Source organism: Citrobacter sp. wls717 (assembly GCF_005280955.1).
Lineage (GTDB): Bacteria > Pseudomonadota > Gammaproteobacteria > Enterobacterales > Enterobacteriaceae > Citrobacter > Citrobacter werkmanii.
In genome coordinates this window covers 162,004-188,849 of record NZ_SZWW01000016.1, presented here as the reverse complement: position 1 = coordinate 188,849, position 26,846 = coordinate 162,004, and the positions used below count along the sequence as shown (strand labels likewise).

27 protein-coding genes are annotated in these 26,846 nt (G+C 51.7%); 11 read left to right on the top strand and 16 right to left on the bottom strand.

Annotated features, from left to right (window positions below; all coding sequences use genetic code 11):
• Positions 1-141 precede the first annotated feature (141 nt).
• Positions 142-1,002 carry a fructosamine kinase family protein gene (locus tag FDX09_RS10950; protein ID WP_069324267.1) on the top strand — a complete coding sequence of 287 codons (861 nt, stop codon included), beginning with the start codon at positions 142-144 and terminating at the stop codon, positions 1,000-1,002.
• A 56-nt stretch (positions 1,003-1,058) separates the two neighbouring features.
• Here the strand turns inward: FDX09_RS10950 and FDX09_RS10945 are convergent, their stop codons facing one another.
• A complete protein-coding gene (locus FDX09_RS10945; protein ID WP_087856703.1) occupies positions 1,059-1,595 on the bottom strand; it encodes a YniB family protein in 537 nt (178 codons plus the stop codon).
• Positions 1,596-1,762: 167 nt separating this feature from the next.
• Between FDX09_RS10945 and hxpB the strand changes: the two genes are divergently transcribed.
• The 4 genes from hxpB (at position 1,763) to tcyP (ending at position 5,542) form a co-directional block, all read left to right on the top strand.
• Positions 1,763-2,431: a hexitol phosphatase HxpB gene (gene hxpB / locus FDX09_RS10940; RefSeq protein WP_137347195.1), complete on the top strand. Its 669-nt coding sequence runs from the start codon at positions 1,763-1,765 to the stop codon at positions 2,429-2,431.
• Between the two features lie 139 nt (positions 2,432-2,570).
• Positions 2,571-3,332 carry a 2-dehydro-3-deoxy-D-gluconate 5-dehydrogenase KduD gene (gene kduD / locus FDX09_RS10935; protein WP_137347194.1) on the top strand — a complete coding sequence of 254 codons (762 nt, stop codon included), beginning with the start codon at positions 2,571-2,573 and terminating at the stop codon, positions 3,330-3,332.
• 83 nt (positions 3,333-3,415) lie between these two features.
• The gene (locus tag FDX09_RS10930) at positions 3,416-4,015 is read left to right on the top strand and encodes a metal-dependent hydrolase (protein ID WP_087050648.1); all 600 of its coding nucleotides are present in this window, start codon (positions 3,416-3,418) and stop codon (positions 4,013-4,015) included.
• Positions 4,016-4,150: 135 nt separating this feature from the next.
• On the top strand, positions 4,151-5,542 hold the full coding sequence (gene tcyP, locus FDX09_RS10925) for a cystine/sulfocysteine:cation symporter (RefSeq protein WP_006684833.1): 1,392 nt from the start codon (positions 4,151-4,153) through the stop codon (positions 5,540-5,542).
• A gap of 64 nt (positions 5,543-5,606) precedes the next feature.
• Here the strand turns inward: tcyP and cedA are convergent, their stop codons facing one another.
• Positions 5,607-5,870 (bottom strand): cell division activator CedA, encoded by a 264-nt coding sequence (gene cedA, locus FDX09_RS10920; protein ID WP_071600734.1) that lies wholly within the window; start codon positions 5,868-5,870, stop codon positions 5,607-5,609.
• 191 nt (positions 5,871-6,061) lie between these two features.
• Here cedA and katE point away from each other — a divergent pair, with 191 nt between their 5' ends.
• Complete coding sequence (gene katE / locus FDX09_RS10915) at positions 6,062-8,320, top strand: catalase HPII (protein ID WP_087856705.1); 2,259 nt, start codon at positions 6,062-6,064, stop codon at positions 8,318-8,320.
• A 37-nt stretch (positions 8,321-8,357) separates the two neighbouring features.
• Here katE and chbG read toward each other — a convergent pair whose 3' ends face one another.
• The 7 genes from chbG to osmE all read right to left on the bottom strand — a co-directional run bounded on the left by chbG (position 8,358) and on the right by osmE (position 14,270).
• Positions 8,358-9,116: a chitin disaccharide deacetylase gene (gene chbG / locus FDX09_RS10910; RefSeq protein WP_038640162.1), complete on the bottom strand. Its 759-nt coding sequence runs from the start codon at positions 9,114-9,116 to the stop codon at positions 8,358-8,360.
• Between the two features lie 12 nt (positions 9,117-9,128).
• Positions 9,129-10,484 carry a 6-phospho-beta-glucosidase gene (locus FDX09_RS10905; RefSeq protein WP_038640160.1) on the bottom strand — a complete coding sequence of 452 codons (1,356 nt, stop codon included), beginning with the start codon at positions 10,482-10,484 and terminating at the stop codon, positions 9,129-9,131.
• A 124-nt stretch (positions 10,485-10,608) separates the two neighbouring features.
• A complete protein-coding gene (gene chbR / locus FDX09_RS10900; protein WP_003030617.1) occupies positions 10,609-11,448 on the bottom strand; it encodes a transcriptional regulator ChbR in 840 nt (279 codons plus the stop codon).
• Between the two features lie 13 nt (positions 11,449-11,461).
• Positions 11,462-11,809, bottom strand: coding sequence for a PTS N,N'-diacetylchitobiose transporter subunit IIA (gene chbA / locus FDX09_RS10895; protein ID WP_038640158.1), 348 nt, complete (start codon positions 11,807-11,809; stop codon positions 11,462-11,464).
• Positions 11,810-11,863: 54 nt separating this feature from the next.
• Positions 11,864-13,222, bottom strand: coding sequence for a PTS N,N'-diacetylchitobiose transporter subunit IIC (gene chbC, locus FDX09_RS10890; RefSeq protein ID WP_006684840.1), 1,359 nt, complete (start codon positions 13,220-13,222; stop codon positions 11,864-11,866).
• 87 nt (positions 13,223-13,309) lie between these two features.
• Positions 13,310-13,630: a PTS N,N'-diacetylchitobiose transporter subunit IIB gene (chbB, locus tag FDX09_RS10885; RefSeq protein WP_003030620.1), complete on the bottom strand. Its 321-nt coding sequence runs from the start codon at positions 13,628-13,630 to the stop codon at positions 13,310-13,312.
• A 301-nt stretch (positions 13,631-13,931) separates the two neighbouring features.
• Positions 13,932-14,270: an osmotically-inducible lipoprotein OsmE gene (gene osmE / locus FDX09_RS10875; protein ID WP_006684842.1), complete on the bottom strand. Its 339-nt coding sequence runs from the start codon at positions 14,268-14,270 to the stop codon at positions 13,932-13,934.
• 199 nt (positions 14,271-14,469) lie between these two features.
• Between osmE and nadE the strand changes: the two genes are divergently transcribed.
• A complete protein-coding gene (gene nadE, locus FDX09_RS10870; protein WP_038640152.1) occupies positions 14,470-15,300 on the top strand; it encodes an ammonia-dependent NAD(+) synthetase in 831 nt (276 codons plus the stop codon).
• A 126-nt stretch (positions 15,301-15,426) separates the two neighbouring features.
• On the top strand, positions 15,427-16,314 hold the full coding sequence (gene cho, locus FDX09_RS10865) for an excinuclease Cho (protein ID WP_069324271.1): 888 nt from the start codon (positions 15,427-15,429) through the stop codon (positions 16,312-16,314).
• Here the strand turns inward: cho and ves are convergent.
• The 7 genes from ves to FDX09_RS10830 form a co-directional block, all read right to left on the bottom strand.
• Positions 16,274-16,849, bottom strand: coding sequence for an environmental stress-induced protein Ves (ves, locus tag FDX09_RS10860; protein WP_069324272.1), 576 nt, complete (start codon positions 16,847-16,849; stop codon positions 16,274-16,276). The genes cho and ves overlap by 41 nt on opposite strands.
• Positions 16,850-17,145: 296 nt before the next feature.
• The gene (gene spy, locus FDX09_RS10855; RefSeq protein WP_085049500.1) at positions 17,146-17,631 is read right to left on the bottom strand and encodes an ATP-independent periplasmic protein-refolding chaperone Spy; all 486 of its coding nucleotides are present in this window, start codon (positions 17,629-17,631) and stop codon (positions 17,146-17,148) included.
• A 348-nt stretch (positions 17,632-17,979) separates the two neighbouring features.
• Positions 17,980-18,945: a succinylglutamate desuccinylase gene (gene astE, locus FDX09_RS10850; RefSeq protein WP_085049501.1), complete on the bottom strand. Its 966-nt coding sequence runs from the start codon at positions 18,943-18,945 to the stop codon at positions 17,980-17,982.
• Positions 18,938-20,281 (bottom strand): N-succinylarginine dihydrolase, encoded by a 1,344-nt coding sequence (gene astB, locus FDX09_RS10845; RefSeq protein WP_137347193.1) that lies wholly within the window; start codon positions 20,279-20,281, stop codon positions 18,938-18,940. The genes astE and astB overlap by 8 nt, the downstream gene beginning before the upstream one ends.
• Positions 20,278-21,756, bottom strand: a complete 1,479-nt coding sequence (gene astD, locus FDX09_RS10840) for a succinylglutamate-semialdehyde dehydrogenase (RefSeq protein WP_137347192.1) — start codon at positions 21,754-21,756, stop codon at positions 20,278-20,280. The genes astB and astD overlap by 4 nt, the downstream gene beginning before the upstream one ends.
• Complete coding sequence (astA, locus tag FDX09_RS10835; RefSeq protein ID WP_038640139.1) at positions 21,753-22,787, bottom strand: arginine N-succinyltransferase; 1,035 nt, start codon at positions 22,785-22,787, stop codon at positions 21,753-21,755. Before astA ends, astD begins: the two co-directional genes overlap by 4 nt.
• Complete coding sequence (locus tag FDX09_RS10830) at positions 22,784-24,004, bottom strand: aspartate aminotransferase family protein (protein ID WP_137347191.1); 1,221 nt, start codon at positions 24,002-24,004, stop codon at positions 22,784-22,786. The genes astA and FDX09_RS10830 overlap by 4 nt, the downstream gene beginning before the upstream one ends.
• A 444-nt stretch (positions 24,005-24,448) precedes the next feature.
• Here FDX09_RS10830 and xthA point away from each other — a divergent pair, with 444 nt between their 5' ends.
• The 3 genes from xthA (at position 24,449) to FDX09_RS10805 (ending at position 26,842) form a co-directional block, all read left to right on the top strand.
• Positions 24,449-25,255 (top strand): exodeoxyribonuclease III, encoded by an 807-nt coding sequence (gene xthA / locus FDX09_RS10815; RefSeq protein WP_038640136.1) that lies wholly within the window; start codon positions 24,449-24,451, stop codon positions 25,253-25,255.
• A 223-nt stretch (positions 25,256-25,478) separates the two neighbouring features.
• Positions 25,479-26,135 carry a TVP38/TMEM64 family protein gene (locus tag FDX09_RS10810; protein ID WP_170973240.1) on the top strand — a complete coding sequence of 219 codons (657 nt, stop codon included), beginning with the start codon at positions 25,479-25,481 and terminating at the stop codon, positions 26,133-26,135.
• Positions 26,132-26,842: a TVP38/TMEM64 family protein gene (locus FDX09_RS10805; protein WP_137347190.1), complete on the top strand. Its 711-nt coding sequence runs from the start codon at positions 26,132-26,134 to the stop codon at positions 26,840-26,842. The genes FDX09_RS10810 and FDX09_RS10805 overlap by 4 nt, the downstream gene beginning before the upstream one ends.
• Positions 26,843-26,846 lie beyond the last annotated feature (4 nt).

Genomic DNA, 26,846 nt, shown 5'->3' with positions numbered 1-26,846 from the left:
AACTGTGCGAGATGAAGAAGAACGACAAACATTAAGTGCCTTTCCAGCGATGACGCGTCCGTGGTGTGCGTCAGTTCGTGTTTTTTAACCGCATTCTTGCGCTAACCTTATGATCTGGCAGACAACATGGGGAGAGACATCATGTGGCAGGCTATCAGTCGTCTTTTAAGCGAGCAATTAGGTGAAGGCGAAATCGAACTGCGTAATGAACTGCCCGGCGGAGAGATCCACGCCGCATGGCATTTACGCTATGCGGGGCGCGATTTTTTCGTCAAATGCGATGAAAGAGAGCTGTTGACCGGCTTTACGGCGGAAGCCGATCAACTGGAGCTACTTTCCCGCAGTCAAACCGTATCTGTACCTAAAGTTTGGGCGGTAGGCGCAGACAGAGATTACAGTTTCCTGGTGATGGACTTCCTCCCTCCCCGTCCGCTTGACGCGCACAATGCATTTATCCTCGGCCAACAGCTTGCGCATTTGCATGAATGGAGCGATCAGCCGCAGTTCGGACTCGACTTCGACAATGCGCTCTCGACCACGCCGCAACCCAATGCCTGGCAACGTCGCTGGTCAACTTTTTTTGCCGAGCAGCGCATTGGCTGGCAACTGGAACTCGCCGCTGAAAAAGGTATTGCGTTTGGCAATATTGACGCCATTGTCGAGCATGTTCAGCAACGCCTCTCGTCCCATCAGCCGCAGCCGTCTCTCCTGCATGGGGATTTGTGGTCGGGAAACTGCGCGCTCGGCCCGAACGGTCCTTACATCTTCGACCCTGCCTGCTACTGGGGAGACAGAGAGTGCGATCTGGCAATGCTGCCGTTACATACCGAGCAGCCGCCGCAAATTTATGATGGTTATCAGTCCGTCTCGCCGCTCCCCCTGGATTTTCTTGACAGACAGCCTGTCTACCAGCTCTATACGCTGCTGAATCGGGCTATTCTGTTCGGAGGGCAGCATCTGGTTGTGGCGCAGAAAGCGATGGATAGGTTACTGGCGGCTTAACAACGCGCTTATCAGGCCTGACGTTACACAATGCGGCAGGCCTGATGTTTCAACGCTTACAAAAAGCCCAGTAATGAGAAGAAGAAGTAGCCGATGACGATAACGATCACCGGCAATATATACAGCGGAAAAATTTGTAAAAAGATCGTATGGTGCGGTACCACGATACGTGATTCAATTTGTGCGCGTGATAACCCTTCACTGCCTTTGGCCTGTTCCAGAATCAGTTGATCCTCAACACCTTCGCGTAAAAAACGCGCCTGACGGCTCATTCTTGCACCTGAATCCTGCAACGCTAAGCCGACAAAAATCAGGATGAAAATCAGCCAAAAAACGAAATTGAGTCCACTTTGAAAATCGGGTGTCGGCGAGTTATACCAAAATACGTTAAGAAAGGGGGTGTTCACCCGCATCATGTCGATCATTACATGGGCAAAATCGAGCATCACCGCATTAATCCCCTCCTGCTTTTCGCTGTGCGCATACATAAACTTCAGTACAGAAACCAGTGTTGAAATCAGCGCGGGAATGAAAATCACCCATCCCACCAGCCTTTTCAAGACGGCAATGCGTCCAGCTTGTTGATACGTCATGAGTTCCCCTTGATAAAGACGTGTCATTTTGGCCTAAGTTTACCCGTTGATAACCGTTTTCGCCTGATCTTTAAAGGCGGTATAATAGAGAATTAGCCATAATGAACGCTCAGAGCCTGTTATGACTGGCTCGAAATCCCTTTTATCACCCTAAAGGAGAGGTTGTGATGTCAACCCCGCGTCAAATTCTTGCTGCAATTTTCGATATGGATGGATTACTGGTCGATTCAGAACCGCTCTGGGATCAGGCCGAACTGGATGTGATGGCAAGTTTAGGCGTTGATATCACTCGCCGCCATGAGCTTCCCGATACCCTTGGCTTACGCATCGACATGGTGGTTGATTTGTGGTTTGCGCAGCAACCGTGGAATGGCCCCACACGTCAGGAAGTGACTGAACGTATCATCACGCGGGCTATTGCGTTAGTTGAAGAAACAAGACCGCTGCTGCCTGGCGTACGTGAAGCCGTGGCGTTGTGCAAATCGCAGGGACTTTTGGTCGGGCTGGCATCCGCATCACCGTTGCATATGCTGGAAAAAGTGCTGACCATGTTTGATCTGCGCGACAGCTTCGATGCACTGGCCTCCGCAGAGAAACTTCCCTACAGCAAACCGCACCCGCAGGTGTATCTCGATTGCGCAGCGAAACTGGGCATTGATCCTTTGAGTTGCGTTGCCCTGGAAGATTCAGTCAACGGCATGATCGCCTCGAAAGCGGCTCGCATGCGCTCTATCGTGGTGCCTGCACATGAAAATCAGGACGATCCTCGCTATGTACTGGCCGACGTAAAACTGTCCTCGCTCACCGAACTTACAGCCGTTCATCTGCGCGGCTAATCCTCTCACGGGCAATGCGAATCATTGCCCGTGAGATTGTTTTTTTAAAACAGCGTTTCATTTTTATTGTATTTCTGCTCAGCCTCTCCTATTCTTTCCGCATGGTAAAGTGTGAATGGAATGAATAATTGAGGTGAATATGATTCAGGATGCTTTTCGTCTCGCAGGTAAAGTTGCCATCGTTACCGGATGTGATACCGGCCTTGGACAAGGTATGGCACTGGCGCTGGCTGAAGCTGGCTGTGATGTGGTCGGAGTGAATCGTAAAACCCCGCATGAAACCGCAGAGAAAATTAACGCGCTCGGTCGACGTTTTATGGCGATTCAGGCCGATCTCAGCCAACAGGACGTACTCGCCAGCATTGTGACACAAACGGTGGAGGCATTTGGTCGGATCGATATTCTGGTCAATAATGCGGGCACCATACGTCGCCAGGATGCGCTGGACTTCAGCGAAAAAGACTGGGATGACGTGATGAACCTGAATCTCAAATCCGTGTTCTTTCTGTCGCAGGCCGTGGCGCGCCAGTTTGTGGCGCAGGGTAACGGTGGGAAAATAATTAATATTGCCTCAATGCTCTCATTTCAGGGCGGGATCCGCGTTCCTTCCTATACCGCATCGAAAAGCGGTGTACTGGGTATCACCCGCCTGCTGGCTAATGAATGGGCTGCACAAGGTATTAATGTCAACGCTATTGCGCCCGGCTATATGGCGACCAATAACACGCAGCAACTACGTGAAGACAGCGAGCGCAATCAGGAGATTATCGATCGTATTCCAGCCGGACGCTGGGGAAAGCCAGACGATCTGAAAGGCCCGGTCGTTTTCCTCGCAAGTTCAGCTTCTGACTATATTCATGGTTATACGCTGGCTGTGGATGGTGGTTGGCTGGCGCGGTAATGTCGCACTTGTGACAAAGGGTTACAACGTCACCTCTTCCGCCTACTGTATAAAACCCCTATACTGTATAAATCGACAGTTTATTGGGTTTTATCATGACGGCGGAAGGCCACCTTCTTTTTTCTATTGCCTGTGCGGTATTTGCCAAAAATGCCGAGCTAACGCCCGTTCTTGCGCAGGGTGACTGGTGGCATATTGTTCCTTCAGCCATTTTGACATGTCTGCTACCGGATATCGATCATCCAAAATCTCTGCTCGGACAGCGTCTGAAGTGGATATCGAAACCCATTGCCCGCGCATTTGGCCATCGCGGGTTTACGCATAGCCTGCTGGCAGTCTTTGCCCTGCTGGCCACGTTTTACCTGAAAGTCCCTGATACCTGGATAATTCCAGCTGATGCCTTACAGGGCATGGTTCTCGGTTATCTCAGCCACATTCTGGCCGACATGCTGACCCCGGCAGGCGTCCCCCTGCTTTGGCCCTGTCGCTGGCGCTTTCGCCTGCCGATCCTTGTACCGCAAAAAGGGAATCAACTGGAGCGATTCCTGTGTATGGCGCTGTTTGCCTGGGCCATCTGGATGCCACAGACCGTACAAGAAAACAGTGCAGTACGCTGGTCATCGCAAATGATAAATACGCTACAAATGCAGTTTAATCGTTTCATAACGCACCAGGTTGACTAATAAATCAGCCGAAATGTCATTTTTGGCATAAACAATTCCATTTGAATATAAGAGGCATGTCACAGTTCTGCTAATCTTGCGCCAACTGAATCACCATCGTACGGTGATCCGCATAATAAGATCAGGAGAACGGGGATGAACTTTCCATTAATCGCGAACATTATCGTGTTCGTAGTGCTGCTGTTCGTGCTGGCGCAAGCCCGTCACAAACAGTGGAGTCTGGCAAAAAAAGTACTGGTCGGTCTGGTCATGGGTGTGGTGTTCGGCCTCGCGCTGCACACCATTTATGGCTCCGACAGCCAGGTTCTTAAAGATTCCGTACAGTGGTTCAACATTGTCGGCAACGGTTACGTCCAGTTGCTGCAAATGATTGTTATGCCGCTGGTCTTTGCCTCTATTCTCAGTGCCGTTGCGCGTCTGCACAACGCCTCTCAGTTAGGTAAAATTAGCTTCCTGACCATCGGCACGCTGCTGTTTACCACGCTGATTGCCGCGCTGGTAGGTGTTCTGGTGACCAACCTGTTCGGCCTGACCGCCGAAGGTCTGGTACAAGGCGGGGCTGAAACCGCACGCCTGAATGCCATTGAAACCAATTATGTTGGCAAAGTAGCCGACCTCAGCGTTCCGCAACTGGTGCTGTCGTTCATCCCGAAAAACCCGTTTGCCGATCTGACCGGAGCGAACCCGACGTCAATTATCAGCGTGGTTATCTTCGCAGCATTCCTCGGTGTAGCCGCACTGAAACTGCTGAAAGATGACGCCCCAAAAGGCGAGCGTGTTCTGGTCGCTATCGATACCCTGCAAAGCTGGGTGATGAAGCTGGTTCGTCTGGTTATGCAGTTAACGCCGTACGGTGTTCTGGCGCTGATGACTAAAGTGGTTGCAGGCTCCAACCTGCAGGACATCATCAAGCTTGGCAGCTTCGTCGTCGCTTCGTATCTCGGTCTGGGCATTATGTTTGTGGTACACGGGATCCTGCTGGGAGTGAACGGCGTTAGCCCGCTGAAATACTTCCGCAAAGTATGGCCTGTCCTGACTTTCGCTTTCACCAGCCGTTCCAGCGCCGCATCCATCCCGCTAAATGTTGAAGCACAAACCCGTCGTCTGGGCGTACCTGAATCCATTGCCAGTTTTGCCGCCTCTTTTGGCGCCACGATTGGTCAGAACGGCTGTGCCGGCCTGTACCCGGCTATGCTGGCGGTGATGGTCGCCCCAACTGTCGGTATTAACCCGCTGGATCCCATGTGGATTGCCACGCTGGTAGGTATCGTGACCGTGAGTTCCGCAGGCGTTGCGGGTGTGGGCGGTGGCGCGACCTTTGCCGCGCTGATCGTTCTGCCTGCCATGGGTCTGCCGGTAACGCTGGTCGCGCTGCTGATCTCCGTTGAACCGCTGATTGATATGGGTCGTACGGCGCTGAACGTTAGCGGCTCCATGACTGCCGGTACGCTGACCAGCCAATGGCTGAAGCAGACCGACAAAACGATTCTGGACAGCGACGATAACGCCGAACTGGCGCATCGCTAAGCCTGTTTGCTGATAAACAAAAAACCGCCGGCGTGTCATGCTCCGGCGGTTTTTTTATATCCAGTTAATCGCTCAGTTCATTTTCCTGGCGAATCTGATTAGCCCAGCGTTGCGCTGATTCCGGAACCGTAAATGCAGGCGAACGCTGAAACGACTCCCCCATTAAGACAAAAGCGACATATTTACCGCGCAGTATCCATACGTCACGAAACGCATCCATTTTAACCGCATGCTCTGGCGGAGCAGGCTCCACACGGGGCACGTAGCTAATAACCGGACGATTTTGTTGGCGAAGAGGTTTCATAATCAGTTGTTTCACTAAAGACAAATTCTAAAAATCAGAAAACCGCTATCTTAGCCGATTTTCCCCTCCCGCGTCCTGCCTTGCGTGCGCGGTTTGCCTGTCTCATGCGCTTTACTTCCCCGGTATATTCCTGCAGGGCTGAGTGAGTGGTCTATAGTTAAAGCTTTTGACAGCAACAACGACCCTTTCAGCGATGAATACAGGAGACGAGTTTAATGTCACAGAAAGATAAGCATCCGCTCCATCACACTGCGCCGGTTCATGATGCCAGCGAGTCCAAACCCGGTCTTGATTCCCTGGCGCCAGCAGACGGTTCACATCGTCCAACGCCTGAACCCACGCCTCCGGGCATGCAACCCACCACGTCCGGCAGCTTAAAAGCGCCTGACATCAGAAGTGACAAACTCAACGCGCTGGACAGTTTTCGCAAAGGAAGCGAAGAATTTGCCCTGACCACCAATCAGGGCGTACGCATTGCAGACGATCAAAACTCGCTGCGCGCCGGAAATCGCGGGCCAACATTACTGGAAGATTTTATCCTGCGAGAAAAAATCACCCATTTTGATCACGAACGTATACCAGAACGTATCGTTCACGCTCGAGGGTCAGCCGCGCACGGTTACTTTCAGTCCTATACCGATTTAAGCGCAACGACAAAAGCCGATTTCTTGTCCGAAGAAAACAAGATAACACCCGTTTTTGTCCGTTTCTCAACAGTCCAGGGCGGCGCAGGCTCAGCGGATACGGTCAGGGATATTCGGGGATTTGCAACAAAATTTTATACTGAAGAGGGCATCTTTGATCTGGTAGGAAATAACACGCCGATCTTTTTTATTCAGGATGCACATAAATTCCCGGATTTCGTCCACGCCGTAAAACCGGAGCCACATTGGGCAATCCCACAGGGCCAAAGCGCGCATGATACCTTCTGGGATTATGTCTCATTGCAACCTGAAACCCTGCACAACGTGATGTGGGCGATGTCTGACCGGGGGATCCCGCGCAGTTATCGCACGATGGAAGGTTTTGGCATCCATACTTTTCGGCTGATTAATGCGCAGGGGAAAGCCACTTTCGTCCGCTTCCACTGGAAACCGCTGGCTGGCAAAGCTTCTTTGGTATGGGATGAAGCACAGAAACTAACGGGTCGCGATCCTGATTTCCATCGCCGCGATCTGTGGGAGGCAATTGAAGCCGGCGATTACCCAGAATACGAACTTGGCCTGCAGTTAATTCCGGAGGAAGATGAGTTTAAATTCGATTTTGACCTGCTCGACCCGACAAAACTCATCCCGGAAGAGCTGGTTCCGGTTCAGCGCGTCGGTAAAATGGTACTAAACCGCAACCCGGACAATTTCTTCGCGGAAAACGAACAGGCGGCATTTCATCCCGGTCACATCGTTCCGGGCATCGATTTTACCAATGACCCTCTGTTACAGGGCAGACTGTTCTCCTATACGGACACACAGATCAGTCGCCTGGGTGGGCCCAACTTCCATGAAATCCCGATCAATCGCCCTACCTGCCCGTACCATAACTTCCAACGCGACGGTATGCATCGCATGGATATTGATACCAATCCCGCCAACTATGAACCTAACTCCATCAATGACAACTGGCCACGAGAAACGCCGCCGGGGCCAAAACGTGGTGGATTTGAGTCGTATCAGGAGCGCATTGACGGGAATAAAATTCGTGAGCGTAGCCCCTCTTTCGGCGAATACTATGCCCACCCTCGCCTGTTCTGGCTAAGCCAGACACCAATAGAGCAACAGCATATTATTGGCGGATTCAGTTTCGAACTCAGCAAAGTGACCCGGCCTTATATTCGCGAAAGAGTGGTCGATCATTTGGCGCATATTGATACCACTCTGGCGCAGTCCGTGGCCAGCAACCTCGGTTTTGAACTGACCGAAGAGCAAACCCAGATCTCCCCTCCACCGGACGTCAACGGGTTAACCAATGCGCCTTCGCTTAGTTTATATGCGGGATCAAAAGGTGATATCAAAGGCCGCGTGGTCGCCATTCTGCTCAATGATCAGGTAAAGGCAGACGATCTGCTCACCATTATGCAGGCCCTGCAGGCGAAAGGCGTTCATGCCAGGTTGCTCTATTCCAGAATGGGTAATGTGGTTGCCGACGATGGCTCCGTCCTGACGATCGCGGGTACCTTTGCCGGCTCGCCGTCGCTGACGGTCGATGCGGTTATCGTTCCGGGTGGGAATATCGCGGATATCGCCATGAATGGCGATGCGAAATATTACCTACTGGAAGCGTATAAGCACCTGAAACCTATCGCCCTGGCTGGAGATGCTCGCCAGCTTAAAGCTGCATTGAATATCACAAATCAGAGTGAGGAAGGCGTGGTAGAAGCGGACAGTGCAGACGCACAGTTTATGGATACCTTACTGACACTGATGACTGCGCATCGTGTCTGGTCGCGAGCCGGAAAAATCGACGCGATCCCTGCCTAAAAAAATGCGGCGCATAATTGCGCCGCAAACTCAGGAATTACACGTTCAGAAAACTGCCAAGACGATAACCGCGCTCCGCAATAGCATATTTCAGTGACGAAGACGTCAGTACGTCAAGCTCAGTTAAGCGGGGGTAACAGTAGGCACTTTGACGAATAGTGTCATCGATAAAGGCTGGATGGCACATGACTTCCAGAGAGGACTCTCCCCGGTCTGCTGAGGCATCCAGCGTTTGTAAAAACAGCGCCTCAGAAATCGCTTCGCCATAAAACTCGCTGCTGAATCCCTGGGAAGAACGCAACGTGTCGGGTAAATCAGACGACTGGCACACCGCCTGACGATCGATACGCAACGCAATCCCTCGTTCGGCTGCAAAGCTCGCGACAATGGGGAAAATCTGCGGGAACATATGCACATGGTGATGGCTATCCAGATGCGTCGGTTCCCGCCCAAACAGGTCTATAAAACGCTGATACTGCGCGGCCAGCTCTTGCGAAATTTCATCCAGCGGCAAAGCATCTTCTTCTGCCATTTGCCAGATCCATTTCCCCAGCAATCCGTCACGCGTAAGGCCTGGCATTGGCGTCAACGGTCTGCCCAGCGTCAGAACAAAGTGCATCCCGACGGCAAGTGCAGGTATGTCACGACTCAGTTGTACCGCATGGTCAATCGCCGCGCCATTTACCAACGCCGTCGTCGAGGTGACCACGCCATTGCGGCAGGCTTCAACAATGCCGTAGTTTTGGCCTTTACTCAGGCCAAAATCATCCGCATTCACAATCAGTACGCGTTCCATAGCCGACCTCAGTTAGTGTTGTTCGCTTTTCAGTTTCTCAATACACCCGGCGAAATTTGGCAGCCATTGTTCATGCGCCAGAATCAATTCACGCGCCAGGACTTCAGCGTCGCGGTCAGAATGCACCAGCGGGCTAAGGTTCAGCGCCAGCAGCACATCATTTAGCTCTCCGCTCAATGCCGCATTGCTCGCCGCCACTTCAAAGCCTTTAATGGTATAGATAAGACCGAGGACTTTCTCATCAAAATGAGTAATACGTGGGTGTGGCGTGGCGCCGTTGCGTCCCAACGTGCAGGTCATTTCTACCGCCCAGTCCGCAGGAATGTTATCGACATGCCCATGGTGCGGAATGTTGACATAATGTTCGGTCTGCTTATCGTTGTAGATAGCGTTGATCACTTCACAGGCCGCGTCGGAGTAATAAGCGCCACCGCGCTGTTCCAGTTCCTTCGGCTTAACGTTCAGCTCAGGATTTTTATAGAGATCAAAAAGTTGTTTCTCAACTTTCTGTACCACCTGAGCGCGTGCCCCGCCCTTATAGTATTCACCCATCTCAATTGCCAGCATCTCTTTTGGCTTGAAGTAGTAGAGCAAGTAAGAGCACGGCAGTAGTTTCAGCGAACGAATCAGTCCTTCACTAAACGGCAGGTCAAAGATGTTCTTCACGGTAGACGCTTTCAACTCGCCCGATGCGACGCCGTCCAGCAGTTCATCAAAACGTGACACGCCGTTCACCAGCACATCTTTGATAAAGACCATATGGTTCAGACCGAACAGATCGATAGATAAATCATCGCTCTCTTTCAGCGCCAGCACATCGCTAATGAACATTTTCATGCCGACGGGAATATTACACACGCCGATGAATTTCTTAAAATTCGTATGGCGATAGACCGCTTCAGTCACCATCCCTGCCGGGTTAGTAAAGTTAATCACCCACGCATTCGGGCACAGTTCTTCCACATCTTTTACAATGTCAAAAATAACCGGAATGGTACGCAAACCTTTGAACAGACCGCCCGCACCGTTCGTTTCCTGTCCCAGATAACCGTGGCTCAGCGGGATACGCTCATCCTTCTCACGGGCTTTAAGTTGTCCTACACGCAGTTGGGTGGTAACGAAATCAGCATCTTTCAACGCTTCGCGGCGATCCAGCGTTTTATACAACTTCATCGGAACGCCAGCTTTGTCGATCATCCGCTGGCAAAGGTCAAAAATAATGTCCAGCTTCTCTTTACCACCCTCTACATCAACCAGCCACAATTCAGAAACCGGTAATTCATGATAGCGCTTAATAAAGCCTTCAAGTAACTCAGGGGTGTAGCTGCTCCCGCCACCGATAGTGACGACTTTTAATTTCTGGCTCATACGTTCTCCCTTCAGTGTCAAAACACTGACATGTATTATGCTCAACCCGTTTGTCAGGTATAGCGTGGCTGTCCCGACGCTATTTAGGGCAAGCTATAAAAAATGAGTTATTGGAAAATAATATCTACTGATTAAATTCAGTTAATTTCTTACGATAGCTATTTGGCGTAAACGACGTCAGCTTTTTAAATGTTTTAATAAACAGGCTTGGACTACTGTAACCAGACTCATAAGCAATATCCGTTACAGAATAGTTAGTCATTTCCAGCTGTTTTTTAGCAAAATTAATGCGAATTTCATTAATGATCTGCATCGGCGTTTTGCTGTAATAACGCTGGGTCGCGCGGGTCAGATACTCCTGGGATTTCGCGGACAGGTGTACCATATTTTCCAGCGCATTCTCGCTAAACTGCCGTTTATCATGCATGGTCTCGACGGTGGTTTTGAGCCACTGAGGAATATCATCCAGCACCTGCTCTTCGCGATGATGGCGCAGCCGATTAATAATATAGAAGGTGACCACTTCTACAAATTCATCGAGTCCGCTCTCACGAAAGTTCAGTGATGCAATAACCGTTTCAATGTAGGTAAGAAACGAGTTATTCGCCCGATAGACCTGCGATGCAACGAAACAAAACGGCAGCAGCGGGTGGTAGTGCTGTTCAAAAAAACGTTTACTGATACCGACGTTGAGGATCCTTGTCGCACCGAAATCATAGAAACTCTGGTGATGCGATCCCAACGGGATAAAAACAAAGTCCCCGCGCTCAAGCAATACGCGTTTACCGTTGATTTCCTGATAATAGCGTCCGGTTAAAACCAGCGTAAATTCATAGTAGTCATGTTGATGCAGCCCACTGATGCTCTCAGTTTTGTTATAGATGAACACATGGAAATTTTTGCCATTAAACAGCTGCTGTTCATAGACGGTTTTGATTTCCGGTGCGTTAATCTGTAGCTGCATTTTGCACTCCTCGCTATTTCAGCTTCTCGTGAAGTTCAATCAGTTCAGTGACCAACTCGCGCGCCAGCATCGAGGTCATCAGATGATCCTGTGCGTGGACCAGCACCAGGCTGACTTTCATTTTACCTTCGCCCTGATCGCCTTCAATCAGTTTTGTTTGCACGAGGTGCGCTTCGTTCAGCGCCAGGCGAGACTGGTCCATCATGGTCTTCGCTGCTTCAAAATCCCCCTGCTTGGCCATTTTGAGTGCGCCGTATGCCAGGCTACGCGCCTGACCAGAATTAATGATGAGCCCCATCACCACTTCTTCAAGTTCTTCTGCTTCTGACTGCGTGTCGACGATATTCTCGATATCCAACATACTTTTTTCCTCTGGTTCAGTCTGGCATGACCGCGAAGCCACGCCGGATTAAATTTAGAATTTCAATGCGTTAGCGATATCTTCTTCGCTTTCTTCTTGATCAATAACGTTCTGAGCTTTGTTGGCTACTACCACGAACGGCAGGTAAACCAGCGTTGCAATACCGAGGTTGAACAGCGCGACCAGCAGAGCGGCGACGCTACCGTTGGTGTTAAAGAACGCGCCCAAACCGGTTGGCATAGTCCACGGCGCGATGTTGGTAATCGGTGGAATAATGCCTGAGTAGTAAGCTGCCAGCGTAATCGCCGCCAGAATCGGCTGAACCAGAATGAACGGAATAAACATAACCGGGTTCATGATGATCGGCAGACCGAACAGGATAGGTTCGTTAATCTGGAAGAGACCTGACGGCAGTGCCAGCTTAGCAACCTGACGATAGTCAGGACGACGCGATGCCAGGAAGATAGCGATAATCAGACCCAGCGTTGCCCCGCTACCCCCAAGGAAAATATAGGAGTCGAGCATCGGTTTCGCCCAGACGTGGAACGTCTTACCGGCTTCCAGCGCAGCGTCTACGGAACCAAACTGTTGGTAGATAGAGATGTTTTCCAGCGCCCATGGCGTCATGATTCCGCTGTCCAGCGCGGTCAGCGCCAAAGAACCGTGAATACCAAAGAACCACAGCAGCGGAACAAAAATCACATAGGCCCAACCCACTACGCTACCCAGCGATGCCAGCGGCGTTGAAATGGAATCCATAATGATCTGATGGAAGTTGGTACCCCAGGTGTTCAGCGCCCAGGCGATGATCCCCATAATGGAGAGAATAAGAAAGCCAGGAATCAGCGCAGAGAAGGAACGCGATACGGATGTCGGTACGCTATCAGGTAATTTGATCACCCAATTACGATGGACCACAAAAGTGAACATTTCCGCGACCACCAGGCCGATAATAATACCGGAAATAATATTCGCGCCGCCCAGCCAGTTAGCGCCAACCGCATAAGCTTCACCCACGCTGTATGGCGTGACGGTCATAAATGCGGCGACAGATAACAACCCGGCAGCCAGTGAGTCGACCTTGCGTTCTTCTGCCAGCGCCATGCCGATAAAAAACGGCGCCATCAATGACATGATACCCAGCGTACCGTTATAGACGTTTCCACCAATGCCTTTCAAGCTATTCAGCGTTTCAATAGTTGAAGCATCAAGTCGAATGCCCATCGAATAAAAAAACGACCCCTCCCCAAAGCTCAGGAAAACGTTATTAATTAATACAAACATTGCCCCTGCGAGGGTTAACGGCATTAAACGAATAAAACCGTTTTTGATTGCATTAACGTGCGGCTGCTTTCCAATTTTTACAGCAAAAGGAAGGAGTACCTTTTCAAGTGAAGCAATAGCGTTACTCATAGAAAAATACCCTTAAATACCGCAATTAATAATTGCGGTGAATGTTAATGAAATAACTCTTTGACGGGAAAAATTAAAATAAAATAATTAATTTGCTGCGGCTTTTTTAATTGCTGCAACAGCAGCCTTAAGCACGCCTAAACCATCGACTTTGCCATACAGCAGCGAGTCAATCACTTCCACAGGCTTGTTGGGTAACAAACGCTGAATTTCGGGCAACATATAAGCAATTTGCGGACCTAATAACACAACATCGGCCGCTGGACCTTTTTCTCCGGCCAGCGTTTCAGGAAACGCTTCAATAATAACCGGCACTTCGTATTTTTCGGCCTGAGCACGCATCTTCGATACCAACAATGAAGTCGACATGCCCGCAGAACAAAACAGATAAATGTGTTTCTTTTCCATTAAAACGATCCTCATGTGCGATTATCTGTCAACCAGACACTCCGCAAGCCATAACCTGCATCCATGCTCTGGGTAACCTGCGTCAGCTAAATTACTTTTTTAGGTGGCTGAAACGAGTATACGGGATTGTACCGATGGATGGTATTTCCTTGACCAACTAAATTGTCTCTCCTTGACCTGTCGTTATGACCCCCCTCACATTTTATGCAAATAATTCGCGGCAATAAATAAGATCGTGCGGCACAAAAAAACCGGCGCGATGGCCGGTTGTTCAGAGTGCTCAGGCAATAAACAGTTGTTACTACTTCGCTGCCTGCGGGTCGGTGTCGTATTCTGCGCAGGTCTGGTAGCCAGAGTTAATCACATGACCAGTATCGTCTAAAGCAACGAAATAGGTTTCAGCTTTACCATCTCGTTGACCCAGGATGTAGGTCTGACAGGTCCCGCGCGCATGGATCATGCTCACTTCTGAAGAAGGCTTACCGGCAATCTGCGCGACCTGCGCCCTGCTCATCCCTTTCTTCACATCTTTCACTACGGGCTGAACAAATTGGTCTTTGGTACGATCATAGGCCGTACACCCCGCCAGCATAGTCAAAACAGCCGCTGCACCCAGAATTCCTGTTAGATTCTTGTTCATTTTTTCGTCCTCTTGTTTTTCAGCGTGTTATGTAAGCCTGGAGCACAACAACGCATTTTTCAAGCAATCAGATGATACTTAGGCCGTTTCGGAAAATTCTATTAAAACAAAATGATGTTATATCAGGCCTGCATCCCTTGTCGTTTGGGCCTCAACGCGTTAGCTTTAACATATCATTTTATTTTTCACAGGGGGTTGCATGACTCTGCAGCAAGAGATAATCAAAGCGCTTGGCGCAAAACCGCACATTAATGCAGAAGAGGAAATTCGTCGCAGCGTAGATTTCCTGAAATCATACCTGCAAACCTACCCCTTTCTGAAATCACTGGTGTTGGGCATTAGCGGCGGACAAGACTCTACCCTCGCCGGAAAACTCTGCCAAATGGCCGTTTCCGAGCTCCGCCAGGAAACGGGGAATGACGCGCTACAATTTATTGCGGTGCGTTTACCGTATGGCGTTCAGGCTGACGAGCAGGACTGCCAGGATGCCATCGCCTTTATACAACCGGACCGCGTACTCACCGTCAATATTAAAGGCGCAGTGCTGGCCAGCGAGCAGGCTTTGCGTGAGGCGGGAATTGAGCTGAGTGATTTTGTGCGCGGCAACGAAAAAGCCCGTGAACGTATGAAGGCGCAATACAGTATCGCGGGCATGACCAGCGGCGTTGTCGTGGGTACCGATCATGCAGCAGAAGCGATCACCGGTTTCTTCACTAAATATGGCGATGGCGGTACTGACATCAACCCAATATTCCGTCTGAACAAGCGCCAGGGTAAACAGCTGCTTGCTGCGCTGGGTTGCCCGGAGCATTTATATAAGAAAGCTCCCACCGCCGACCTTGAAGACGATCGCCCTTCTCTGCCGGATGAAGCCGCATTGGGCGTGAGCTATGACAACATCGACGATTATCTGGAAGGAAAAACGCTGGATGCTGAAATAGCTAAAAAAATCGAAGGTTGGTATCTGAAGACTGAGCACAAACGTCGCCCACCCATCACCGTGTTTGATGATTTCTGGAAAAAAGCATAATTTTTTCTGCCTAAGGCCGGGTAGCGCCCCTATTGCTGCTCTCCGGCCTTAGCAGCCTGATCATGCCGCTTTTTTAATCGCCCCTCAGCTGTTATACTGGATGGATAACCAGCAGCGGAGTGAAAAGTGGTACGGCGTCAATCAGCCCCTCGCCTGACATTAGAGGCAGCAGCAATTTATGAATACCCCGAGCATCTGCGCCCATTTTTGAGTGCGCTTCCCGCGGTGCCCGGCGTCTATCTGTTTCATAGCGAAAGCGACACCCTGCCGCTTTATATAGGCAAAAGCGTCAATATTCGCAGTCGCGTGTTGTCACACCTGCGTACCACGGACGAAGCGGCAATGCTGCGCCAGTCCAAACGCATTAGCTGGATTTGTACGGCTGGAGAAATTGGCGCCCTACTGTTAGAAGCGCGGCTTATCAAAGAGCAGCAGCCTCTGTTTAATAAACGGTTGCGACGCAATCGTCAGCTTTGCGCCCTGCAGCTTACCGACCAGACTGTTCAGGTTGTTTACGCACGAGATATTGATTTCTCCCATGCCCCCAATCTGTTTGGTTTGTTTGCCAATCGCCGTGCCGCGCTACAAACATTGCAAAGCATCGCCGATGAACAGCAACTGTGCTACGGCCTGTTGGGGCTGGAACCCTTGAGTCGCGGGCGCGCCTGCTTTCGCTCAGCGCTAAAGCGCTGCGCCGGAGCGTGCTGTGGGAAAGAGAGCCCGCAGGCGCATCATTCGCGCCTGCTTGAGGCGCTGGAAAGAGTACGCGTCATCTGCTGGCCGTGGAACAATGCCATTGCGCTGCAAGAAACCCGCGCTGAAATGACTCAGTACCATATCATCAATAACTGGTTTTGGCTGGGCGCCGTTGCAACGCTGGATGAGGCGACAACCCTGGCGAGAATGCCGGCTGGCTTTGACCATGATGGCTACAAAATTCTCTGCCGGCCTGTTTTGTCTGGCAAATACGACATTATTGAACTGAATCCGGAGAGTATCCCGGCATCCAGTTAATCTCGCTGAACAGCAGTTTTCCCTCGCGCTCCAACAGGCGCAGGGTGTGTTTACCGTCGTGCCAGCTCGCGCCCTGATCGGCCGTCAGCAGCTTCTCACCCAATTGCCAGGCGCCACTGATAACAAACACGACGCCGCCACGAGAACCAAAGGTCGTAAAAGTGCGATCGGCAACTCTGACTTTCGCCTGGCAAACATCTCGTCGGGTCATGATATTAAAATCCATCGACATCCGTCCTTCCGTCAGCTTTGCTTTTACTACCTTGTCACCAGCAAAAGTAAAAGGTTGATGCTGCTTCAGGGTGTGAGTGAAGATGTTCGCCTCTTCCAGGGTCACTTCACCTCCTTCCAGCAAGGTAATCACGCGTTCTACGCCCGGAAAAAGAGAAAACTCTCCGTTTGCTGCAAGGGAGGCGATACTCGCCCGCCAGTGAAAATCGCGTGTTGCTGGCGGAAAACAGCAAATCTCTCGCGTTTCTCCCGCCCCATTGCGCCACAGACTGACCGGCATTTTGCGGATATCGAAATATTCCATCACCCCTCCAGAAAGGCGTAGCACGTCAACCTGCCGTGAACAGCCAGCCATAAATCATCATTGTGATATTTACCCTGCAGAGTATCGTTATCGGCAACAGGGTTGATTTGCCTTAGTGCTGAATAGGGTATTTTGCAAAAAAATTAACGCTTCTCCTGGCGGGAAAGAAAAAACCGCCGATCCTGCCCACATCGTTAAACGTGTTGTGGACAAGAGCGGCGGTCTTGAGTTTGTTGCACACTGTGCGGCGCTGAACGCCGACACAGCATGACTGATTTAGTGTAGACGACTGGCGATTACTCGGCAGCTTCTGGCATTTTACCTTTCTGCGCCGGACGTTCTGTCAGACGCTTCTCAAAATTGGCATTAAACTGCTTTTTCTGTTCCGGCGTCAGAATGTTGTAAATCTTGTTCTGCGTTTCCATGTGCGCCAGCATGTTGGCTTTACGCTGTTCTTCCATCTTCGCAATTTGCGCTTCGGCTTTCGCTTTATCGAAGCTATCGCTGGCGATGATATCGTGCATGGCGCGGCGTTCTTCCAGCGGCGGACGCTTCATCTGATCGCGCTGGCCTTTCATAATTTCGCGAATCTGCTGTTTCTGCGCGTCGGTCAGGTTCAGGTCTTTGAACATCATGTCGTGATGCGGGGCGAACTTCCCGTTGTGATGCATCATTGGTTTGGCATCCGCTGGCGCAGTTGTTGTGGTGTCAGCAGCATGGGCCAGGTTTGCAGCGCCCAGCGCCAGGGTAGAGGCAACAAACAGAGCAGTCAGTTTACGCATAATTTCTATCCTTTCTTTCAGTTATTTTTACGACATTCATGCGATTCTTATGCAATGTGATGTCGTGTTGACGAGATTAACTTTACCGGCTTAAGCGTCAATTAATCAGAGCAACGGTAAAACAATGAAAGTGTAAAAAACAAACATTCATCGATTATGGAGAAAAAAAGAATAAATTGCGCAGAGTTGAAATAAAAAATTACAACCAGATGATTTTGAATGGATTATGAAGAACTATACCTGAACTGTGATTATTAAGAAAGCAACTTACCAGGAATAATCTGTAATAAATCTAAAGCGCACGTAAAAATAAGCCCTCAGAAATAAATCTGAGGGCGATTATATTTATCAAAATCTTTCGAGCATCAATCCGGCACGTAAACCACAGGCCACATTTGGGTTCGGAAAAAGAACGTATTCAACGTCATGGGTGACGATAAAACGTTCATTTCCGTCCTGCGCCAGTAACGTTCCCTCGGTAAAGGGGGTAAAATTGAGCGTCTGGTTATCCATGTGGAGAATAAAATCGTCGCTACGCCGCGTAATCTGCGAGACCACACGGTAGCGCAACGGAGATGTTTCTACCGTTGACACTCGCTCGCCCCGCAGCAGCTGCGCCATCGCATCTGCTGTGTGTGCAAACTGGGTCAGATCGTTTTGCCCGAACGGCAGCGCTTTACCCAGTTCCAGCGTACAGGCCAGCGCACCAAAACGTTCAGCGCTAAAATGGGTGAACGTACCGCCTGGGGTCTGATGGAAAACCAATGCCTCCAGCCCCGCATCCCCCAGCCAACCCAGAAAGTTTTCGTCCCAGGCAACATTGCGTTGTGGCAACACGCCAAAGCGCAAATGCTGTGAGCCGCGAATGGCGGTGTGAAGATCCAGATGCCAGCGCACAGGCTCTTTCGCGCGCGAGTAAAAATCTGCCAGACACAGTTCAAGCTCATGGGCTCTGTGCGTCTCTTCACTCTCGGCAAAACTCTGCCATCGGCCACCAAACATACGGTTCAGATCGCTATGACAATAACGTTTTCCCGCGGCCAGCGCCTGCGGGTTACCGAGAATGACCAGCAGCCGCCATGTTAGCGCCAGCTCACCGTTAAACAGCCTGGTCAGCAATGAATCAAGTATTTCTACCGGCGCGGTTTCATTGCCATGAATTCCCGCAGAAAGCACCAGCGACTGTTCAACCGGCGCAGTTGGTGTCAGTTCCAGTACCCCGTAACCAAGCCATTGCCAGACAAAACCGTGAATTGTGCCCTGCGTTTTCTCAGGTGCGCTACCTGCGAGCGTCAGGGCCAGAAAATTATCCATGGCTCGTTCTCTCCTGCTGGAAGGGATAAACAGAGCCGAGATTGAGCAATTGCGTCAGCGTATCCAACGCTTCACGCCCTTCGCGCAACAGCTGTGGATCCGCGAGGTCCGTTGCGACAAGGCGATCGCGATAGTAGCGGTCAACCCAGTTATTCAGCGTATTGAACAGCGTGTCGTTCATGATAACCGCCGGATTCACGGCCTGCAGCTCCTGTGGGGTAAGCACCACTCGCAGGCGTAAACAGGCCGGGCCGCCGCCGTTGGACATGCTTTCACGCAAATCAAAGACCCGCAGGTCATCGATCGGATTGTCATCTGCAAGCAAACGGCTCAGATATCGCCACACGCCAGCATGCTCCCGACACTCCTGCGGTAAAACCAGCATCATCGAACCGTCGTCACGACTCAGTAATTGGCTGTTAAACAGATAGGTCGTTACCGCATCCTGCACCGACACCTCCGCAGCCGGGACTTCCAGCGCGGTAAAACCGTCCACCTGACGGCGTAGTTGCTCTAACAACGTTTGCTGTCTGACAAACGCCTGCTGATGACAAAACAGCACCTGACGATTCGACACCGCAATCACATCGTTATGAAACACGCCAAGATCGATGACATCCGGGTTTTGCTGAGCAAAAACAAGCTGATGTGGATTGACCTGATTCAGCCGGGCTACGGCCTCGCTGGCTTCACGAGATTGTCTCGCCGGATAGCGCCTCGGCTGTGACGCATTCCCCTCTTCACGACCGTAAATAAACAGTTGTACGCCGGGATCGCCATAATCTCCACCAAGGCGGTTATGGTTTGCCGCCCCTTCATCACCGAACAACGCAACCTGAGGCAATGCGCCATGAATCGCAAAGGTATTTTCATCACGAAAAATCGAGCGTAACAGCGCTTCGGTCGTCGGCGCTTCCAGCGAACGGTGGAACTTATTATTCAGATTCGACACCGTTAAATGCACTTTCCCGTCCAGTGAATCTGCCGAAGGACAGACCGTTGCCGCATTCGCCACCCACATAGGTGATGCGGAGCTGGCGCTGGAGAGCCAGTGCGGCGCCTGACGCGCCACCTTGTCCAGAATCTGCTCATCACTGCCGCAAAAGCCCAACTGACGCAGCGCCGGGATATAGGGACGTTCATGAGGCGGGATCACCGCCTGAGGGAATCCCGCATCAGTCAGCGCTTTCATTTTTAACAAACCCTGCTTTGCCGCCAGACGAGGGTTCGACACCTGAAAACGGTGGCTGGTCGAAGCCTCATTACCAAATGACAGTCCCGCATAGTGGTGGGTGAGTCCCACCAGACCATCGAAATTGACCTCACGCGCTTTCATCGTTTATCCCCGCAAGAGAAATCCAGACCGGGGCTGAGCGCCGACGGCAGGGTTAAGGCCGGAGATTCCAGGCTCGCCATCGGCCAGGCGCAATAATCCGCGGCATACCACGCGCTCGCGCGATGGTTACCGGACGCGCCCACACCACCAAACGGTGCGGTGCTTGCCGCGCCGGTTAACGGTTTATTCCAGTTAACAATCCCGGCCCGCGCCTCCAGCAGGAGCTGATCAAACTGGCTGCGATCGGGTGAAACCAGCCCGCATGACAACCCAAAGCGGGTGTTGTTCGCCATACGAATCGCGTCATCAAAGCTGTCATAGCGCCAGACGCCGAGCAGAGGACCAAAAACCTCTTCATCGGGTACGTTTGCCACGTCGGTCAGTTCAATAATACCGGGGGTCAGCAGCGACGTTCCGGCTTTCACCATGCGTGGCGCCAGCAGCGTGCGCCCCCCCAACGACGCCAGACGTTGCCAGGCATCACAAACGTGCTGTGCGGCCTGTTCAGAAATCAGCCCGCCTAAAAACGGCTGCGGTTCCGCATCCCAGTGAGCTGGCATTAGTCGTTGGCTGACTTCCACCAGACGCGCGAGGAACGCATCCCCCTGCGCGCCGTTTTTAACCAACAGGCGACGGGCGCAGGTACAACGCTGCCCGGCGGTAACAAATGCGGATTGAATGGTCAGATGTACTGCCGCATCAATATCTTCCGGGTTCTCAATGATCAGAGGGTTGTTGCCGCCCATCTCCAGCGCAAGGATTTTTTCCGGCTGGCCGGATAACTGTCGATGCAGCTGATAACCGGTATTGGCACTGCCGGTAAACAGCAGACCATCCAGATCATCCAACGCGCTCAGCGCCTGCCCCGTTTCGCGTCCGCCCTGCACCAGATTCAGCACGCCCGGCGGCAATCCCGCCTGTTCCCACAGCTTTGTCACGGCTTCACCGGTCCACGGCGTCAACTCGCTGGGCTTGAAAATCAACGTGTTGCCCGCCAGCAGAGCCGGAACAATATGGCCATTGGGCAAATGGCCAGGGAAGTTATACGGGCCAAATACCGCCAGCACGCCGTGCGGCCGATGGCGCAACGTCGCCGCGCCATCCGGTAGTTCGCTGTGCTGCTCTCCGGTACGGGCATGGTAAGCTTTCACGGAAATAGCAATTTTATTGATCATCGCCGTCAGTTCAGTGGCGGCTTCCCAGCGCGGCTTGCCGGTTTCCCGGGCGATAATCTGGGTTAGCTCGGCTTTATTGCTTTCCAGCAATGAAGCAAATTTTTCGACAATAGCCTGACGCGCGCTAAAGGGGTGTTTAGCCCAACCGGCAAAGGCGGTGCGCGCAGCACGGCAAGCCTGCATCACCTGAGTCGCGTCGGCATCATTACCTTGCCACAGCACATCACCGCTTACCGGATTCGTTTTCACCCGACGCTCGCCAAGCCCCGTCACCCAGTCGCCGTTTATCCATAATGTCATGCTGTTTTCTCCTCTGCACAAAGACGCACAAAACGTACATGGTCGCCCGCGTGGCATTTCAGGGCGTCCAGTTGCGCCGCCGTCAGTACCAGACGTTGGGTATCCGGGTCAGCGCGAACCAACATGACGCGGAAGTTTTGATAGTTTTCATTAGCGACCAGACAGGCCGGGTAATCACCGATCGCTGGCTGACCTTCCGCCACTTCCACCAGCCTGCTTTTACGAATAGCGCGAACGCGGTCGATATCGCATTCCAGCGTCGGCCCGCCATCGAAAATGTCGACATAGTTACGGTAGCGAAATCCTTCTTTCTCCAGCACCGCCCGCGCCGGAGCGGTTTGCGGATGTACCTGACCAATTACGCTTTGCGCTTCCTCAGACAGGAAATGGGTATAAATAGGATGCTTGGGCATCAGTTCAGCAATAAAGGCTTTTTGTCCGGTGCCGCAGAGAAAATCCGCCCGGCTGAATTCCATGGAGAAAAAGCGTTTGCCGAGGCTTTCCCAGAAGGGAGAGTAACCGTGCTCATCGATTACGCCGCGCATCTCGGCCACGACCTTTTCATTAAACCGGTCACGAAATGCCGCCATAAACATAAAGCGCGATTTAGACAACAAATAGCCGTTGCCCTCTTTACGCCAGTCGGGATCGAGAAACAGAGAGCAAAGCTCGCTGCTGCCCGTGTGATCGTTACTCAGAAACAACGTCGGCAGCGCGTTATATACGTTCAGCTCTTTCGAGGCGTGCACCAGCGTGCCAACCCGATAGTTGTACCAGGGATCGTTAAGCCCTACCGCCACCTCGATGGCGCAAATCCCTGCCACGGTTCCGCTGGCGCTGTCTTCCAGTACAAAAACATAGCCTTGCTCACTTTTCGGCAACTCACCGCGCCAGGTTTGTAGCGAGCGTTCGATACGCGCCATCAGCGTGGCTTCATTGGCCGGTAGCGAAGTCAAACCACCGCCGGTCTTACCGGCCAGTTGCATCAGCGCGGTGATATCAGCGCGTTCAATAGGACGAATCACCATCATGATGAACCTCCTGCTTTAATTCGTTCGCAGGCCAGCGCAAAGCGATCCAGTCCGCTAGCAACCTCTTCTTCGCTGACGTTTAACGCTGGCGCAAAGCGCACCACGTTAGCGCCGGCGATCAGCACCATCACTCCGGCATTGGCCGCCTCTTGCGAGATGAGTTTCGCTTTCCCGGCAAATTCCGCGTTCAGTACGCAGCCGATCAGCAGGCCGAGCCCACGAATTTCACTAAACAGTCCAAAACGTTCGTTAATAGCGTTAATACGCTCCACAAACCAGTCGTGACGCTGCTTAACACCGTTGAGCATATCCGGGGTGTTAACAATCTCCAGCAGTTTGCCCGCCACCGCCGTGGCCAGCGGGTTTCCGCCGTATGTTGTACCGTGCGTACCAACCGTCATCACGCTGGCACAGTCTGCTGTCGCCAATAACGCGCCGATGGGGAAACCGCCGCCCAACGCTTTGGCTGTCGTCAGCAGGTCTGGCGTAACGCCATAGTGCATATAGGCATACAGTTCGCCGGTACGACCCACACCGGTCTGGACTTCGTCAAAAACCAGCAGCGCATTGTGGCGATCGCATAATTCACGCAGCCCCTGTAAGAAGTCATTTGTTGCCGGTACGACGCCGCCTTCCCCCTGCACCGGTTCAACGATGACCGCACAGGTGGTGTCATCAATCAGTTGGCGGGCGGAGTCGAGATCGTTATAGACGGCATGGCGGATATCCGGCGGCAGCGGCGCGAAATCTTGTGAATAAGCGGGCTGCCCTCCGGCGCTGACGGTGAACAGCGTGCGGCCATGGAAAGCATTTTTAAACGCCACGATGCCGCTCTTCTGGCTGCCAAAACGATCGTGAGCATATTTACGCGCCAGCTTTAATGCCGCTTCGTTAGCCTCCGCGCCGGAGTTACAGAAGAAAACACGCTCGGCGAAGGTGGCATCAATCAGCTTTTTCGCCAGACGCAGCACCGGCTCGTTGGTGTAGCCATTTCCCGTGTGCCAGAATTTGCTCGCCTGGTCGTTTAATGCCTCGCGCAATGCCGGATGGGCGTGCCCCAGCGCGTTAACCGCAATGCCTCCCGCGAAATCGATATACTCTTTACCCTGCTGATCCCACAGACGTGAACCTTCACCACGCACCGGAATAAAAGGAGCCGGGGCATATACGGGCATCATCCATTCATCAAAATTTTCACGCGTAATTGACAGAGACATAGCGACCTCAACGGTAAATAAAAGGTTATTTATATGTTAATAAATATAGTATTTGCGGTGTAAATGTAGATTGCAGGGTTCGTGCCAGCCAGCAAAAAAAGTGCATAAACAAAGGTCGGTGACGGAATATCAACAGGTTACAACGTGGCGATATTCACTTAATGTGCATATAAAGTGAATATGTTTGCGCACCAGGCGACTAAATAGAGGAAAAACCGCAGTTTTATTCAGTTGCCAAATATAATTCTGGAATTGTGATCGTATACGAAATTTATCGGAAATTATTGCTCTGTTCTGACGCGCTTCGCGCCAAAACGGTGCAGTTTTTGCTCCATCGTTAACACCATTGGCAATCATTGTTGGAATCAGGTGACAAGAAGCAGTCAGCCAGCGGAAATTCTGCTACCATCCTTGCACTATTCATCTTGCAAAACGGCAGCGACTATGAAATTTGTCTCTTTTAATATCAACGGCCTGCGTGCCCGTCCTCATCAACTGGCAGCCATTGTCGAAAAACACCAACCGGATGTGATTGGCTTACAGGAGACAAAAGTCCACGACGACATGTTCCCTCTCGAAGAGGTAGCAAAGCTGGGTTACAACGTCTTTTATCATGGTCAGAAAGGTCATTACGGCGTGGCGCTGCTAACGAAAGAAACGCCAATCGCAGTGCGTCGTGGCTTCCCGGACGATGGCGAAGAAGCGCAGCGTCGTATCATCATGGCGGAAATTCCCTCTCCTCTGGGCAGCATTACCGTGATCAACGGCTATTTCCCGCAGGGCGAAAGCCGTGACCACGAAACCAAATTTCCGGCCAAGGCCGCGTTTTACCAGAATCTACAAAACTATCTGGAGACTGAACTGAAACGCGACAATCCGGTCTTGATCATGGGCGATATGAACATCAGCCCAACCGATCTCGATATCGGCATTGGCGAGGAAAACCGTAAACGCTGGCTGCGTACCGGTAAATGTTCCTTCCTGCCGGAAGAGCGTGAGTGGATGGAGCGCCTGCTGGGCTGGGGCCTGGTGGATACCTATCGTCATGCTTATCCTGAAAAAAATGACCAGTTCTCGTGGTTTGATTACCGCTCCAAAGGCTTTGATGATAACCGTGGCCTGCGTATCGATCTGCTGTTAGCGAGCAACCCACTGGCGGAGCGCTGCGAAGAAACCGGCATCGACTATGAGATCCGCAGCATGGAAAAACCGTCCGATCATGCGCCGGTATGGGCAAAATTCCGCGTCTGACCTCCTGCGATTTGTCACTCTCCGGGCCTCGCCTGGAGAGTCTGTTTATTCTGTGTAAAATCAATAAATCGACGGTAATACATTGTTGTGTCCGGGAATTTATTATATCTTCGCGCGCACTTTTCGCTGACGAAAACGCTGCATTACACTCGGTTTTACAGGAGAACCCCCATGAAAAAGAAGTTCGCATAACGCAGAATATCGACTGCTGATTGTCACAGTCCTGTTCTGCGTTCTGGCGGGAGTTTTCCATTATTTCGGCCTGACCGACCTGATAACCAATTTCCATCATTTACAAAACGTCATCCGCCAAAGCGGTATGTTCGGCTATACGCTTTACATCTTGCTGTTTATCATCGCTGCGCTGTGTCTGATCCCCGGCAGTATTCTGGTGATCGTCGGCGGTGTGCTGTTTGGCCCTGTGGCAGGGACGCTTGTCTCGTTAGTGGCGGCAACCGTCGCCTCGGCGCTGTCGTTTTTGCTGGCTCGCTGGCTTGGTCGGGAACTACTGCTGAAATACGTTGGGCACACGGCGACTTTTCAGGCAATCGAGAAAGGCATTGCCCATAGCGGATTGGACTTTCTGATCCTGACCCGACTCGTACCATTGTTCCCCTATAATATTCAAAATTACGCCTATGGACTGACGGCGATTCCGTTCTGGTCATTTACGGTGATATCTGCGGTAACCACCTTGCCCGGCATCTTTATCTATACGCTGATGTCGCACGAACTGGCCAGCGAAGGCATGACTCTGGCATTTATCGGCAAACTCAGCGTTGCGGGCCTGGCGTTATTCATTCTTATTCAGGCGGCAAAAGCCTGGGCCAGATATAAACATATCGATCCGTCGTCCAGCCACGAGTGTGCAGGTAAATGACAAAGCTGAACAAAGCGCGATTAACCCACTATTACCGGGCAGGATTGATAGTTGTGCTGCTGCTCGCGCTGATGGCATGGGCGTGGATACCTGGCGTCAGTGATTTTCTCCGGGGCAGCCTGGCGGCGTTTACTACGCTGGATCAACACGCGCTCGAGAACTTCATTCGTTCGTATGGGACCCAGGCTGCGGTTGTATCGTTCTTCCTGATGATCTTACAGGCCATCGTCGCGCCGCTTCCCGCCTTTGTGATTACGTTTGCCAATGCCTCGCTGTTTGGCGCGTTTTGGGGCGGTGTACTGTCCTGGAGCAGCGCGATGGTCGGCGCAGCGCTGTGTTTTTTTATTGCCCGCGTTTTGGGTCGCAGTGCGGTGGAAAAGCTGACCGGGAAAACGGTGCTGAACAACATGGACGCTTTTTTCGAACGTTATGGCAAGCACACTATTCTCATCTGTCGCCTGTTACCTTTTGTGCCCTTCGACCCGGTAAGCTATGCCGCGGGCCTGACCTCGATTCGTTTTCGCCACTTTCTCCTCGCCACCGGCTTCGGTCAGTTACCCGCCACGATTGTCTATTCGTGGGCCGGTAGCCTGTTAACCGGCGGTACATTTTGGTTTGTTACCGGCCTGTTCATCCTGTTTGCCCTGAGCGTGGTGATTTCAGGAGCAAGAAGCCTTTACCTTGAGCGTCAACGGAAGAAAACCTGAGACA

Excerpts from the sequence above, each read along its gene's own strand:
- astA (WP_038640139.1), bottom strand. The coding sequence starts at position 22,787 with ATGATGGTGATTCGTCCTATTGAACGCGCTGATATCACCGCGCTGATG.
- chbG (WP_038640162.1), bottom strand. The coding sequence starts at position 9,116 with ATGGAACGCGTACTGATTGTGAATGCGGATGATTTTGGCCTGAGTAAA.
- katE (WP_087856705.1), top strand. The coding sequence starts at position 6,062 with ATGTCACAGAAAGATAAGCATCCGCTCCATCACACTGCGCCGGTTCAT.
- hxpB (WP_137347195.1), top strand. The coding sequence starts at position 1,763 with ATGTCAACCCCGCGTCAAATTCTTGCTGCAATTTTCGATATGGATGGA.
- chbA (WP_038640158.1), bottom strand. The coding sequence starts at position 11,809 with ATGTTGGATATCGAGAATATCGTCGACACGCAGTCAGAAGCAGAAGAA.
- FDX09_RS10905 (WP_038640160.1), bottom strand. The coding sequence starts at position 10,484 with ATGAGCCAGAAATTAAAAGTCGTCACTATCGGTGGCGGGAGCAGCTAC.
- astE (WP_085049501.1), bottom strand. The coding sequence starts at position 18,945 with ATGGATAATTTTCTGGCCCTGACGCTCGCAGGTAGCGCACCTGAGAAA.
- chbB (WP_003030620.1), bottom strand. The coding sequence starts at position 13,630 with ATGGAAAAGAAACACATTTATCTGTTTTGTTCTGCGGGCATGTCGACT.
- astD (WP_137347192.1), bottom strand. The coding sequence starts at position 21,756 with ATGACATTATGGATAAACGGCGACTGGGTGACGGGGCTTGGCGAGCGT.
- tcyP (WP_006684833.1), top strand. The coding sequence starts at position 4,151 with ATGAACTTTCCATTAATCGCGAACATTATCGTGTTCGTAGTGCTGCTG.
- FDX09_RS10950 (WP_069324267.1), top strand. The coding sequence starts at position 142 with ATGTGGCAGGCTATCAGTCGTCTTTTAAGCGAGCAATTAGGTGAAGGC.
- chbR (WP_003030617.1), bottom strand. The coding sequence starts at position 11,448 with ATGCAGCTACAGATTAACGCACCGGAAATCAAAACCGTCTATGAACAG.
- nadE (WP_038640152.1), top strand. The coding sequence starts at position 14,470 with ATGACTCTGCAGCAAGAGATAATCAAAGCGCTTGGCGCAAAACCGCAC.
- kduD (WP_137347194.1), top strand. The coding sequence starts at position 2,571 with ATGATTCAGGATGCTTTTCGTCTCGCAGGTAAAGTTGCCATCGTTACC.
- astB (WP_137347193.1), bottom strand. The coding sequence starts at position 20,281 with ATGAAAGCGCGTGAGGTCAATTTCGATGGTCTGGTGGGACTCACCCAC.
- spy (WP_085049500.1), bottom strand. The coding sequence starts at position 17,631 with ATGCGTAAACTGACTGCTCTGTTTGTTGCCTCTACCCTGGCGCTGGGC.
- FDX09_RS10830 (WP_137347191.1), bottom strand. The coding sequence starts at position 24,004 with ATGTCTCTGTCAATTACGCGTGAAAATTTTGATGAATGGATGATGCCC.
- FDX09_RS10805 (WP_137347190.1), top strand. The coding sequence starts at position 26,132 with ATGACAAAGCTGAACAAAGCGCGATTAACCCACTATTACCGGGCAGGA.
- ves (WP_069324272.1), bottom strand. The coding sequence starts at position 16,849 with ATGGAATATTTCGATATCCGCAAAATGCCGGTCAGTCTGTGGCGCAAT.
- FDX09_RS10945 (WP_087856703.1), bottom strand. The coding sequence starts at position 1,595 with ATGACGTATCAACAAGCTGGACGCATTGCCGTCTTGAAAAGGCTGGTG.
- xthA (WP_038640136.1), top strand. The coding sequence starts at position 24,449 with ATGAAATTTGTCTCTTTTAATATCAACGGCCTGCGTGCCCGTCCTCAT.
- chbC (WP_006684840.1), bottom strand. The coding sequence starts at position 13,222 with ATGAGTAACGCTATTGCTTCACTTGAAAAGGTACTCCTTCCTTTTGCT.
- osmE (WP_006684842.1), bottom strand. The coding sequence starts at position 14,270 with ATGAACAAGAATCTAACAGGAATTCTGGGTGCAGCGGCTGTTTTGACT.